Raw genomic sequence first — 13,803 nt, 5'->3', positions numbered from 1 at the left:
GCCTTTATCGGCCGAGCGCCTCGATCAACGCGCGCATGGCGGCATCGTTCGCAGTCCAGCTCGCCGCGAACAGGCCGCTCTCGCCGAACAGCGCGTGGGCGAAGCTGGCGGCCTCCCCCTTCGCCAGCGGGGCCAGTTGCTCCCGCATCGGATCTTCGACCGCGCCCCACATGACCGCATTGTCGCCGCGCAAATGGCAACGCCAGGCGGACAATGCCTCCAGGATCGCCGGGCAGGCTTTGCCGTCCCGCTGATTGTCGGCTAGGGTTTCCAGCCAGCGCTGGGGGATTTTCTGGCTGCCATCCATGGCGATCTGGATCAGGCGATGGTTGAGCGCCGGGTTGGCGAAACGGGCGAGCAGCGCGGTCGCATAGGCGTCCAGATCCTGGTTCGGCGCGGCGGCGATGGTAGGGGCCGCTTCCTGCCGCATCAGCGCTTCGATCAGCGGCCGGATCGCCGGATCATCGACGGCTTCATGGACGAAGCTATGGCCGTTTTGCAGACCCAGATAGGCGAGCGCCGAATGCGCGCCGTTCAGCATCCGCAGCTTGGCCATTTCATAGGGTGCGACATCGGCCACCAGTTCCGCGCCGACTACGTCCCAGCGCGGACGGGGACCGGCAAAGCGATCCTCGATCACCCACTGGCTGAACGGCTCGGTCACGACCGCACCCTGATCCTCCAGCCCGATCGCCGCCTGCACGGCGTCGCGATCGCCGTCTGTGGTGGCGGGAACGATGCGGTCGACCATGGAACTGGGGAAGCGGCATTCCCGATCAATCCACGCGGTCAGCGCCGGATTGCGCGCATCGACATAGGCGTGCAGCAGCCGCTCCAACTGGCGGCCGTTATGCGCCAGATTGTCGCAGGACAGCAGGGTCAGGCCGGGCAGGCCGCGCTCGGCGCGCACCTGCAATCCGCGTTCGATGAAGGAATAGATGCTGCCGTCATTGGCGAGCGCCAGATCGAGCGATCCGTCCGCCGCGCGGCAATAGCCTTTTTCCGTGACGGTGAAGGTGACGATATGCGTCTGCGGCGCGGCGAGCGCGGCGATCACCGCGTCCGGATCATCGCTGGCGACCAGCACCTGCCGCACGGACCGTATCAACTGCGTCGTCCGGCCGTCCGCGCTGCAACTGGTGAGCGTGTAAAGCCCGTCCTGGGGATTGAGCTGACGCGCGACACCGGCCGACCGCAGCGACACGCCGGTGATGCCCCAATCGCTTTCGCCCTGCGCCATCGCCCGGTCGGTGTACCAGGCCTGATGCGCGCGGTGGAACGCGCCGATGCCGAAATGGACGATCCCGCACGCCTGGGCATCGCGATCATAGTCGGCCTGCGCCAGCGCGGCGGGCAGGCGGTCCAGCGTCCGGCTGGACAGTAGCGCGCTATCGCTCACAGTTTATAGGCCTTCTTCACCAGATTATAGGTCAGGTCTTGCGCCAGATCGGCCGCTTCCCACTCCGCAATGCGATGTTCGACCACCAGTTGCGCCAGGAAGCCGCAATCGATCCGCCGGGCGACGTCGTGTCGCGCGGGAATCGACAGCAGCGCGCGGGTGTCGTCGTTGAACCCGACGGTGTTGTAGAAGCCTGCCGTCTCGGTCGTCATATGGCGGAAGCGGCGCATCCCTTCCGGACTGTCGTGGAACCACCATGCCGGTCCCAGTTTCAGGCAGGGGTAATGGCCCGCCAGCGGCGCGAGTTCGCGCGCATAGACGCTTTCGTCCAGGGTGAAGAGGATGATCGACAGGCTGGGGTCGTTGCCGAAGCGGTCGAGCAGAGGCTTCAAATTGGCGACGAACTCGGTCCGCATCGGAATGTCGGCGCCCTTGTCGCGGCCGAAGCGTTCGAACAGGCGCGCATTATGGTTGCGGAACGATCCGGGATGGATCTGCATGACCAGCCCGTCGTCCACGCTCATAGCGGCCATTTCCGTCAGCATCTGCGCCCGGAACAGTTCCGCGTCCTGCGCCGAAAAGCGACCGGAACAGATCGTCTCGAACAGGGCGCGCGCGTCCGCTTCGCTCAGGTCAGCGGTGCGCGGCGTGGGATGGCCATGGTCGGTCGACGTCGCGCCCATGTCCGCGAAAAAGGCGCGCCGCTGGCGATGCGCGGCGAGATAGCCCGACCAGGTGAAACAATCCTCGCCGGTCAGGTCGGAAAACAGACCCAGATTGGTGGCGAAGCCCTCAAATTCCGGGTCGATCACCGGGTCGGGGCGATAGGCGGTGATGACGCGCCCCAGCCAGCCGCCTTCACGCGCATTTTCGGTCCGGATGGCGGCGTGATGCTCCAGCGAATCGAGCGGGCTTTCGGTCGTCGCGATCAGTTCGATGCCATGGCGGTCGAACAGCGACCGGGGCCGCAACGCGTCGGTCGCCAGCCTATCGGTAATCGTATCGTAATAGAGGTCGCTCGTCCCTTGGCTCAAGGAGACTTCCATGCCGAAGACATGCACGAACACCCAGTCGAGCCACATGCGCGACGGCGTGCCCCGGAACAGGTGATAATGTTGCGCCAGCAGCCGCCAGGCCTCGCGCGGGTCCGCTTGCGGGTTGCGCACACCCAGCGCGTCGAGCGGCACGCCCTGCGAATAGAGCATCCGGAACAGATAATGGTCGGGCGTCAGCAGCAGGTCGGTGGCATTGGCGAAGGGCGTATTGCCCGCGAACCAGAACGGATCGGTATGGCCATGGGGACTGACGATCGGCAGGCCCTTGACGCTGTCATAGAGCGCTCTGGCGATCGCCCGCGTGGCAGGGTCAGCGGGCAGTAGCCGGTCGGGATGCAATTCCAGAACATGCGTGGTCATAGATGGTGTCCAGATCCCAGGAGATGTCTCGCCCTCATACGCGATCGGTATAAAGCTTCAAGTTATCTGATCTATTGTCATTAAGAGGTAAGTCCAATATGAAGGCGGCAACATTGGGCGCCATGCTCGCATTCATTTGGGGAGATCGTCAGTGAAGATCATATCGGCCAAGGTCATCGTCACCTGTCCGGGACGCAATTTCGTCACGCTCAAGATCATGACCGACCAGGGCGTCTATGGCATTGGCGATGCGACCATGAACGGCCGGGAAAAGGCGGTGGTCGCCTATCTGGAGGATCATGTCGTCCCCTGCCTTATCGGCATGGACCCGCGCCGGATCGAGGATATCTGGCAATATCTCTACCGTGGTGCCTATTGGCGTCGCGGCCCGGTGACGATGCGCGCGATCGCCGCGGTCGACGTGGCGCTGTGGGACATCAAGGCAAAAATGGCCAATATGCCGCTCTACCAGTTGCTGGGCGGCCGCAGCCGCGACGGCATCATGGTCTATGGCCATGCCAATGGCAGCGACATCGCCGAAACCGTGGACGCAGTGGGGCAATATATCGATCTTGGCTACAAGGCCATTCGTGCGCAGACGGGCGTGCCCGGCATCAAGGACGCCTATGGCGTGGGCCGGGGCAAGCTGTTCTATGAACCCGCCGACGCGGCGCTGCCGTCCGTCACCGGCTGGGACACCCGCAAGGCGCTCAACTACGTGCCGAAGCTATTCGAAACGCTGCGCGACATCTATGGCTTTGGCCCGCATCTGCTGCATGATGGCCATCATCGCTATACCCCGCAGGAGGCCGCCAATCTGGCCAAGATGCTGGAGCCCTATCAGCTCTTCTGGCTGGAAGACGTAACCCCGGCGGAAAATCAGGAAGCCTTCAAGCTGATCCGCCAGCACAGCGTCACGCCGCTGGCCGTGGGCGAGATTTTCAACACCATCTGGGACGCGAAGGATATGATCCAGAACCAGCTGATCGACTATATCCGCTGCACCATCGTCAGCGCGGGCGGGGTCACGCATCTGCGCCGCATCGCCGACCTGGCGGCCCTCTATCAGGTGCGCACCGGCAGCCATGGCGCGACCGACCTTTCGCCCGTCACCATGGGCACCGCGCTGCATTTCGACACATGGGTGCCCAATTTCGGCATCCAGGAATATATGCGGCATACGGAGGAAACCGATGCCGTCTTCCCGCACGACTATCATTTCGACAAGGGCGAACTCTTCTGCGGCGAAACGCCCGGCCATGGCGTGGACATCGATGAGGATCTGGCCGCCAAATATCCTTACAAGCCTGCCTATCTACCGGTTGCGCGGCTGGAAGACGGCACCATGTGGAACTGGTAAATGGCGCATCGGAAGATTGGTAAGATGACTTGCGAACCGCCATGCCTTGTGACATGTCCGTGGCATGGCAGAACGTTTGAAATTATATCAGCGCGTGGCGCTTGAAATCGAGCGCGGGATTCAGGACGGTGTGCATCAGCCGGGATCCCGGCTGCCGCCTGAACGCGATCTTGCCGAACAGTTCAACGTCAGCCGCCCGACGATCCGGGAAGCGATCATTGCGCTGGAAATCCGCCAACTGGTTGAAGTTCGGCACGGTTCAGGTGTCTATGTCGTTATCTCCCCGCCGAATATTCGGGCTACAGCGGAGCTGAATGTCGGCGCTTTTGAACTCATCGAAGCGCGACTGATGTTCGAAGGGGAGGCAACGGCGTTGGCCGCGGCCGTCATGACCGACGACGAATTGGTCGAACTTAAAGCAATATTGGGCCGCATGGAAGCGGCGGACCCGGCATCGGCCATTGAGCTGGCATTGGATCGAACCTTCCATCTGATGATCGCTCAGGGGACGAAGAATAGCCTGATCGAACAGGCGGTCGAGCATCTGTGGGATTTACGGGAATCATCGCCTCTCTGCCGACATATGTTCGAGCAGGCCCGGAAAGGCGGAATCAATCCCAGGCCCGATGAACATCGACGCATTTACGATGCGCTAGTGGCGCGCGACAGTGATTTGGCGCGATCGGCAATGCGGGACCATCTTACCCGGGTATCGGAAGACCTTTTGGTTGTCACTGAGCTGGAGATGATCGAGAATGCCAAGAAGGAAATTGGCAGTAAACGACAGAGATTGTCAAACGGAAGATTGGCTCGGTAAGTTTCGGCCAGATTGCGATCAAATATATGCTCGGAATACAGTCTTTGATATTATTGCATCAATTAAACAGGCCGATAATATTCATATATTTGATTGCAGCGGTAAATGATAACATGTCGCTCCTGGTAGGATGCTGCCATCTGTCCGGCCTTCGCCGGGCAACGCCGTGGCCACGGGCCAATATCTAGAATTCGCAGGCGAGGTCCATTGCAGTTGAGCCCGTTTGGCCAGCGCTCAGACATTGCCCGGTTCCTCCAGCCTCGATATCCCGCTTCGACCACCTGCGTTCCTCGAGTATTCTGGTAGCCGTCCCCGCTACGCAGCGACCGCTACCAGAGTTTTGTAATCCTCTTTCTTCGTCAATAATGCCCATGCGTGCCAGCTTGCTGGCGGGCGTGACCGAGCGCTTCCAGTTCTCTAATTCGACGTCACCATTTGAAATTGAGTGTTGCGCCAAATTCGCGCGGATTCATCACATTGACCAGGCGGTAACCGGAATCATAGGGGATCGCGCCCGTCGGGCCTAAAGGCTGGGAAGTCGGTGAAATGCCGTTGCCTAGCGAGATATTTGTGATCCGCTTCTGGTTGAGCAGATTGCGCGCGAATGCGGTCAGTTCCCATCTACTGTCCGGTCCCCGAACGCCGAGGAAGAGGTTGAGCAGTTCGCGGCTTCGATAGTCATAATTCACCTGATCCGAATGGAAGCCCGGACGATAGGTGAAGAGGGCGCGGATGAAAGGCGTATAGGCCCCGGTCGGGATTCGCAGTTCCGTATTCGCGGTCAGGCTGAAATCGGGAACCTCCGCCATCCGGCCGCTAGTGCGGCAGTAGCTGACATTGCCGGTTCCTGTGATTTTCGGCGTACCGTTCTGATTGGGCGAGCCCGATCCGTCAAAGTCGTTGCAAGGCACCAGCGCATTGCTGAAGCGGGCACGTGTATATGCGGCGGAAACATTCATGTCCCATGTATCGATAAAGCGCGTATCGATAGATGCCTCTATGCCTTTTACTTTGGCATTTGCGTTATAGTTGAAGTCGAAACCACCATTGGTGCTGTCGATGGCGTTGTTGATCGCTGGACCCGTCGCGTCACACTGACCGTTGATTTCGGGGCAATTAAATTGGATGGCCGTGAAACGGCTGAGGAACCCATTGAATTTCTGGTAGAAGGCCGCGCTGGAGTAATTTATCCTGCGGTCCATGACGGAGCCCTTGAGGCCGACTTCGAACGAGTCTGTCTTTTCTGCCCGCGTGCTGATCAGATCGTCGCTGATCGCGGCGGGCACCGATACGCCGGTACTGCCCGCGCGGAAGGAATGGCCATAGGCGAAATAAGCGTTCATCGTGTCGGCAAGCGCATAGTTCACCGTTACGCCGCCCGTAATGGGTTTGTTCACGCGCTGCTGGAGATTGGCGGGGATGATTTCCGTCGGTCCCACGGTCAACACATAATCGGCCGGAGCGCCCGGAAATGGAAAATCGGGAAACGGTCCCAGATCCAGCGTCTGCTGTGTCGTCTGAATGGCCTTGAGGATCGAATAGCGAACGCCACCTTCGATCGTCAGCGGGCCGGTCTTGTAGCGCAGGTTGGCGTTGAACGACCAGGTCCGGGTATAGACCGGCACCACGACATGAACGCCTACCGGAAAGCGGTTGGGAATGGTCGTGCCAGGGATTAAACCATTGGGATCGAGCGGAAAGGAGAAACTGTCGTTGCGTTGGTCAACAATAGTGGTTCCGGTCTGCTTGGTGTAGAAGATGCCGAGGCCGCCTCCCAATCCTTCCTGATTGTTGGTGCTCCAGCGCAATTCGGCCGTGTCCACCTTATAGGGGGTAATGACCTTGGAAGCCTGGATATAGTTGGGCACGGCATTGCTTGGGTCCAGGTCGCGCTGAATCTTCAACTTGCTGAACTGATGCGCGCCCACGAAGGATAGCGTCGATCCTCCCAGATCATAGTCGAAGGCCAGATTGACCAGATGGGTCTCGTTCTGGTTGCGAAAAATGCCTTCGCTGACTGCGCCATAATCCGATGGACTAAGATTGGGGCCGGAGACGAAGCTTGAGTCCTTGAGAGGAAATCCGACGAAGATGGCCGGGCTGTAGACTGGCTCGTTTCCACTGCCGACCACTTGCTGGAACTGGCGATTGTCAGCGGTCAGATATTGATAGGTGAGATAGGCGCTCAAAGCGTCGCTTGGGCGCCAGCCCAATGTGATGCGCGCGCTTTCGGTCCTGCTGTGCGAACGCTTGCCGAGGTTGACGTTTGTGACATTGTTCAGGCGATTGCCGTCGACCAAGCCGGCCACGCGGATCGCCAGCGTGTCGGAAAAGGGGAGGGAGACGCCGCCCTGAACGTTGTAGCCCGCACGATCGGTGGCGGTCGATTGCATGAAACCTTCGATCGTGTCGAAATTCGGGCGGCGGGTGCCAATGGTGATTGAACCAGCGGGCGCCGACAATCCACGCAACAGGCCCTGCGGACCGCGCAATATCTCGATCTGGGAAATGTCGTATAGTGCGGTATAGGCGGTCTGCGCGTCGGTTGGAATCTCATTATAATAGACTTGGACGGCAGGAGCAGTGCCCTGATCCGGATCGAAGGTGACGCCGCGCAAGGTTGTAGTGTTGTTGCGACCGGTCGTATTCGTCAACTCCAAACCGGGCGCGAGTTGCTGCACGTCTTTGGCGTCGAAAATATTGAATTTCTGTAGTTGCTCTCCCGTCGCGACATTGACGGACATCGATACTTCCTGAAGCTTTTCCTCGCGGCGGGTGGCCGTAACAATTATCTCTGTATCCGTGACTTGAGCGCTGACGATTTCAGGCAATGTAAGGGCCAAAAGGCTGCAGCACAGCAATAGGCTGCGCGAAACACGCTTGGTTCGCATGGATATCCTCCCCATTATGCTCGATCCGCCTTTTTTGCTGGATCGAACAGAGGCATTTTCTCAATGCCTCTGTGCGTAACTTATATACCTGATGGCGACGCGTGTAAAAGGGTATTTGTACGGCTCCGACCGATATTGTGATCGGGCCTTTTTCGATGTCAGCTCGGACAGGAAGCGATGATTTAGACTGTCTTTATCTCTCTAAAAACTTAGAAAAGTAACAATTCGTCTCGGCAATGTTTAGTTTATGGCGCTGGCTCTCCGGATGCCCATCTGTCGGACTTCGCAGGCATCTGACAAAAATGATATTAGAAATGGCGCCGTCATGGAATTTGAATATGCGTAGGAAATATGAAAACTTAATACGATTCTATCGAACTTGTGCCACCTGCCTTCTATGCGCGCAGAGACCCGTCGTGATGACGACCGTGGCGATGGCGGTAACAGGTGGCCTCATCACGTCGACGGCGCTCTCTCTCTCTCTCTCTCTCTCATCTTCGTGCCGGTCGTTTATGAAATCTTCGAAAGCATCGAGCACTGGATTGCGCGCAAAGCGACACGCCTGGTGGCGCCGCTTAAGCCCGGCGACGACGACCCGATCCCGGTGGCGCCAACGTGACGGGCAGCGAAAGATGGACCCGAAAACAGGCTTGCTTAATCGAACTATATCGTTCAATTAGAAGATGCCTTCTGGGCATTTCTCCTAACTCATCTTGGGCCGGTCGTCAGACTGGCCCATTTTTTATCAGATGTCGTTGGAAGGATGGTCCGACTGACGGGGCATTTGGGGAGCAAATTGCAGTGTGAATCAGGAGAACGCGGCCCCCGGCACTGCGGTGGTTGGACAGTCTTGACGCCGCAATCATTGAACCGTACCGGGTTTGCCGGAGGCTCCAACTTCTGAGTAAGTGGAGCCGATATGAGCAAAACGACGAACAAGTTTGCACCTGAGGTTCGCGCACGGGCGGTGCGCATGGTGCTGGATCACGAAGCAGATCATCCCTCTCGCTGGGCAGCGATGATTTCTATCGCCGAGAAGATCGGGTGCTCGGCGCACACGCTGAACGAGTGGGTAAAGAAGGCGGAGGTGGACAGCGGCAAGCGCGCTGGCGTGCCTACCGAGATGGCTGATCGCCTGAAGGCGCTGGAGCGTGAGAACCGGGAGTTGCGTCAGGCCAATGAGATATTGCGCAAGGCGAGCGCATATTTTGCCCAGGCGGAGCTCGACCGCCCGTTCAAACGATGACGGCCTTCATAGACGAGCATCGCGCGGAATATGGGGTCGAGCCGATTTGCAGGGTTCTGCCAATTGCCCCATCCACCTATCATGAGCGCGTCGCACAGCGACGTGATCCGGAGCGACTGTCAGATCGTGTCCGGCGCGATCAGGATCTGAAGCCAGAGGTGGTCCGGGTCTTTGCCGAGAATTTCGGGGTGTACGGCGTGCGCAAGGTCTGGCGGCAGATGAACCGCGAGGGCTTTGCTGTTGCCCGTTGCACTATCGCGCGTCTGATGCGCGATCTGGGTTTACAGGGGGTGATCCGGGGCAAGCCCGTGCGCACCACGATCAGCGACAAGGCTGCGCCGTGCCCGCTCGATCATGTGAACCGGCAGTTCCATGCACCGGCGCCGAACATGCTCTGGGTGTCGGACTTCACCTACGTCGCGACGTGGGCGGGCTTCGTTTATGTCGCCTTCGTGATCGATGTCTATGCTCGCTACATTGTGGGCTGGCGGGTCAGCAGGACTGCGCATGCCGGCTTCGTGCTGGACGCACTGGAACAGGCTATCCACGAACGACGTCCTGTCCATCGGGGTGGTCTCATCCATCACAGCGACCGCGGATCGCAATACGTGTCGATCCGATACTCGGAGCGGCTTGCCGAAGCCGGGATCGAGCCATCGGTTGGCAGCGTCGGCGACAGCTATGACAATGCTTTGGCTGAGACGATCAACGGCCTTTATAAGGCCGAGGTGATACATCGGCGAGGACCATGGCGGTCCTTTGAAGCCGTCGAATATGCCACGCTCAAATGGGTGGACTGGTTTAACAACAGACGCCTGCTGGAGCCCATCGGCAATATCCCACCGGCTGAGGCCGAAGCACAATATTATGCCATGCTGGACGACGTCTCCATGGCTGCGTAACTTAAACCAAATAGCCTCCGGCAAACCCGGTACGGTTCACATCGCTATTCTGCGCATCAACGGTCGTGCAACCACTCGGGAAATCGCCTGGCATCTGTCGGTGGCCGAAATGACGGTTCCCGTGCGATTGAAGAAAATGGAGGATGCCCGCGTGAGCGCTGGCGGAATGCGTATCGGACAAAAAAGGCGCCCGCTGGGGCGCCCTTTTCGTCTCATGTCTGTCGCTCTTTTCAGTGCAGCTTCGCAAGTTCAGCGTCGATCGCCGCGAGACGGGCATCCGTGACATCGTCCGGCGAATATTGCTGAATGGCCTTCAGGGTCATTCCGCGAGCCATGTCGACCTGATCGTTGGTGGTCAGGCCGGGGATGTGCTTTTCGACGATAGCCTTGGCGACAGGATCGTCGAGCAATGTGCCGAGATCGGTATCCGTAGACGTATATTTCGGCTTAGCCGGGGCCGAAGATGCAGGAGCAGATGTCGTCTGGGCCAGCACGGGCGTGCTCGCTAGTGTCAGAGTCACGGCAGCGGCAATCAGGAAACGGCGCATGTTTCGGTATCCTCCTTATCGATAGAGGGTCATATCGCACGATACCGTTCTAAATTCAAGTCCTACCAAAGGGCTCTGGCCGCCATGAATAGATCGGTGGTTCCGTCTGCTGCTCCGATGATTTCTTCCAGCGTGATGGGGTGTTCGCCGCTTTCCTGTAGATGCCATCCGGTAATGGCGGACACGAACATGCGTGCGATGGTTTCGGGCTGGCGGGCAGGAATGCCGTCCCTTTCGGCGGCTTCTGCGATATCCCGGGCGATCAGGCGCACGATGTAGAGATAGCCCGCCTCGTACATCGCCTTCGACAATTGCGGGAAGCGCTCGCGCGTGGCGAAGAGCAGGCGCTGAAATGCGAGGACTTCGGGCTGGGTTACAGAATGCGCGATGGTATGGCCGTGATGTCGTAAACGCTCCCCGATATCTTTGCTGAGCAGGTGATCCTGTTGCGCTGCTTCGGCGGACCACTGGTTCACCCTGTTCTCGACGATCGCCGTGAACAGTGCTTCCTTGGAGGGATAACGGGCGTACAGCGTCCCTTTGGAGACTCCTGCAACCGCAGCGATATTTTCCATTGCGACAGCATCGTAGCTGCCTCCAAGAAACATATCGCGCGCGGTCGTCAGGATCGTCTGCTCAATCGCAGCCAACTGATCGGCGGTAGGACGGCCCCTTTTGGGCACAAAGGCTTTGGCGGTGCTTTTCTTTGGCATGTCGCCCCTTTTTTGGCCGATGCCGGGATTGGAAGCAATGATGGAGATAGGAAATCGACCGTCATGCCATTAATCGAACGATACCGATCGAATATTGACCGGGCAACAGAAGCGCGTTATCCCAGCCCCATAATCAATGGGTGGCCGCCGGCCTGCCCTGTCGAGGGGATAGCAGACCATCATGACCAAGCTACCTGCCGCGCTTTGCCTGGCTCTTATTGGCAGTATTTCGGCGCAAGCCAGGGAAGAAACTGTTCCCGCAGACCGGCGCGCAGAAAATGCGCTGGCGGAAATGACCTTTGCGGAGAAGCTGCATCTTCTCCATGGCCCTATCGCCGCCATGGTCGCTCCGGCGAAGCGTCCCGAGGGGATGACGGTCGGCGCGGGCTATGTCGAGGGGGTGGAACGGTTAGGTGTTCCGATGCTGGTTGAAACGGATGCCAGTCTGGGCGTTTCGAACCTGATGGATATGCGCAAGGGCGACGTGGCGACGGCGCTTCCGTCCGGCATGTCGCTGGCTGCCAGTTGGGACCCGCAGTTGGCGCGCGCGGGCGGGGCGATGATCGGGGCGGAAGCGCGTGCCAAGGGGTTCAACGTCATGCTGGTTGGCGGCGTCAATCTGGTGCGAGATCCGCGAGCGGGACGGAATTTCGAATATCTGGGCGAAGATCCGCTCTTGGCGGGTATTCTGGTTGGCGGGCAAATTGCCGGGGTCCAATCCAACAATATTATCGCCACTATCAAGCATTATGCCCTCAATAATCAGGAGACTGGCCGCAATGTCGCTTCGGTCGAAATGGACGAGGCGTCGATGCGGGAAAGCGATCTGCTGGCCTTTCAAATCGGCATCGAAAGGGGCGATCCGGGTTCCCTGATGTGCAGCTATAATCGGGTGGGTGGCATCTATACCTGCGAACATCCATTTTTGCTGACGGACGTGCTGCGCCGGGATTGGGGTTATAAGGGCTTCGTCATGTCGGACTGGGGCGCCGTTCATTCGACCGAGGCGATCCTTGCGGGTCTCGACCAGCAGTCGGGCGAGCAACTGGATGGAAAGCGCTATTTCTCCGACCTGCTCGTCAAGGCGGTTGAGGAGGGCAGCGTTCCTAGAACTGCCATCGATACCGCTGCACGGCGTGTCCTGCGCGCCATGTACGCGCATGGCGTCGCGGACCATCCGCTGCAACCTGGACAATCGATCGACTATGACGCGCATGCCGCCATCGCGCAGCGCGCCGCCGAACAGGGCATCGTGCTGTTGCGCAACGAGCAGAACATGCTTCCGCTTGCGGCGTCGGTCAGGCGGATCGTCGTCATCGGGGGCAATGCCGATATCGGCGTGCCGGGCGGTGGCGGGTCGAGCCAGGTTGCGCCGGTCGGGGGCTTGAAGCGTGTGACCAAGGGCGCGTCGAGCGGTCCCGCCGCCGGCTTCGCCAAGCGCGGCTATGGCGGTACGGCGCCACTCGACGCGCTGCGCGCCGAATTGCCGGATGCGGACATCCGCTATCTGGATGGCAAGGATGTCGCGGCAGCGGCCGGGGCGGCCGGGGCGGCGGATATGGCGATCATCTTCGCCGAAAAATATGCAGCGGAGGCCATCGATCAGCCCGACCTGTCGTTGGGGGAAGGGCAGGACGAATTGATCGATGCGGTCGCGAGCGCCAACGGCAAAACCGTGGTGGTGCTTGAGACCGGCAATCCGGTTATCATGCCATGGCAAACGAAGGTGTCTGCGATCCTGTCCGCCTGGTATGGCGGGCAGCGTGGGGGGGCGGCGATCGCCCGCGTGCTGACAGGTAAGGTCAATCCTTCGGGGCATTTGCCGGTGACGTTCCCTGCGTCGGTGGAGCAACTGCCCAATCCGGTACTTCCCGGCTCCAACGCGCCAGCGGCGGACAAGGAAACCCGCGCTGTATATGGGCTCCAGGCCGGGACCAAGCCGTTCGACATTCATTATCCCGAAGCGTCAGACGTCGGCTATCGGTGGTTCGACCGGAAGGGCGCGAAGCCGCTTTACCCCTTCGGCTATGGCCTCAGCTATACCAGCTTTCGCTATGAGGGACTGAAGGTCACGGGCGGCAAGACCCTGACGGTCCGTTTCACAGTGACCAACAGCGGCAGCCGCGAGGGTGCCGATGTGCCGCAAATCTATGTCACCCGGCCCGGCAAGGCGAAACGGCTGATCGGCTGGGCGAAGCCGGACCTGAAGCCCGGCGAAAGCCGAGAAGTGACGGTTATAGCCGATCCCCGCGTGCTGGCCGATTTCAATGCCCGGACGCAACGCTGGGAAATGTCGGCAGGGAAACTTAGGGTTGAGGTTTCGACGTCCGCCTCCGATCCGGTGTTGACCGGCGTGGTCCGGCTCGACCGTATCGATCGGAAGCCCTGAGCCATGATTCCGGCGCCGACCGCCGAACCATCATGGGCGAGCCGGCGAGTGACGCTATCTCGGTCGGCGCGGTCCATCACATGTTATTATGATGCGCCCGCATTTTCTGAGGCCGCGGGTTTG

Annotated in this window: 9 protein-coding genes and 1 other annotated feature; of the genes, 4 read left to right on the top strand and 5 right to left on the bottom strand. The window is 59.6% G+C overall.

Going from position 1 to position 13,803, the window contains the following annotated elements:
* Positions 1 to 4: 4 nt before the first annotated feature.
* Positions 5 to 1,399: a mannitol dehydrogenase family protein gene (locus tag ABT375_RS06095; protein WP_416464466.1), complete on the bottom strand. Its 1,395-nt coding sequence runs from the start codon at positions 1,397 to 1,399 to the stop codon at positions 5 to 7.
* Positions 1,396 to 2,814: a glucuronate isomerase gene (uxaC, locus tag ABT375_RS06090; RefSeq protein WP_416464465.1), complete on the bottom strand. Its 1,419-nt coding sequence runs from the start codon at positions 2,812 to 2,814 to the stop codon at positions 1,396 to 1,398. The genes ABT375_RS06095 and uxaC overlap by 4 nt, the downstream gene beginning before the upstream one ends.
* A 151-nt stretch (positions 2,815 to 2,965) precedes the next feature.
* On the opposite strand from uxaC, the gene manD reads away from it, so the two are divergent.
* Positions 2,966 to 4,174 (top strand): D-mannonate dehydratase ManD, encoded by a 1,209-nt coding sequence (manD, locus tag ABT375_RS06085; RefSeq protein WP_416464464.1) that lies wholly within the window; start codon positions 2,966 to 2,968, stop codon positions 4,172 to 4,174.
* A 64-nt stretch (positions 4,175 to 4,238) separates the two neighbouring features.
* Positions 4,239 to 4,991, top strand: a complete 753-nt coding sequence (locus ABT375_RS06080; RefSeq protein WP_416464463.1) for a FadR/GntR family transcriptional regulator — start codon at positions 4,239 to 4,241, stop codon at positions 4,989 to 4,991.
* Positions 4,992 to 5,419: 428 nt separating this feature from the next.
* Here ABT375_RS06080 and ABT375_RS06075 read toward each other — a convergent pair whose 3' ends face one another.
* Entirely contained in the window at positions 5,420 to 7,882 is a 2,463-nt protein-coding gene (locus ABT375_RS06075; protein WP_416464462.1) for a TonB-dependent receptor, read from the bottom strand.
* Positions 7,883 to 8,801: 919 nt separating this feature from the next.
* Here ABT375_RS06075 and ABT375_RS06070 point away from each other — a divergent pair.
* A protein-coding gene (locus tag ABT375_RS06070; RefSeq protein WP_416462458.1) for an IS3 family transposase occupies positions 8,802 to 10,030 on the top strand; the annotation gives its coding sequence in 2 pieces (ribosomal slippage) (positions 8,802 to 9,090 and positions 9,090 to 10,030; 1,230 coding nt in all).
* Positions 9,083 to 9,199: a sequence feature (AL1L pseudoknot), on the top strand. It overlaps the preceding gene by 117 nt.
* Positions 10,031 to 10,260: 230 nt before the next feature.
* Here the strand turns inward: ABT375_RS06070 and ABT375_RS06065 are convergent.
* Positions 10,261 to 10,578 (bottom strand): hypothetical protein, encoded by a 318-nt coding sequence (locus tag ABT375_RS06065; RefSeq protein WP_416464461.1) that lies wholly within the window; start codon positions 10,576 to 10,578, stop codon positions 10,261 to 10,263.
* Positions 10,579 to 10,640: 62 nt separating this feature from the next.
* Positions 10,641 to 11,291, bottom strand: a complete 651-nt coding sequence (locus ABT375_RS06060; RefSeq protein ID WP_224550687.1) for a TetR/AcrR family transcriptional regulator — start codon at positions 11,289 to 11,291, stop codon at positions 10,641 to 10,643.
* 181 nt (positions 11,292 to 11,472) lie between these two features.
* On the opposite strand from ABT375_RS06060, the gene ABT375_RS06055 reads away from it, so the two are divergent.
* Positions 11,473 to 13,680: a beta-glucosidase family protein gene (locus ABT375_RS06055; protein ID WP_416464460.1), complete on the top strand. Its 2,208-nt coding sequence runs from the start codon at positions 11,473 to 11,475 to the stop codon at positions 13,678 to 13,680.
* The last annotated feature ends 123 nt before the right edge of the window (positions 13,681 to 13,803 follow it).

This window comes from Sphingomonas sp. VDB2 (assembly GCF_047946695.1).
GTDB classification, from domain to species: domain Bacteria; phylum Pseudomonadota; class Alphaproteobacteria; order Sphingomonadales; family Sphingomonadaceae; genus Sphingobium; species Sphingobium bisphenolicum.
This window is presented reverse-complemented; position numbering and strand designations above follow the sequence as displayed.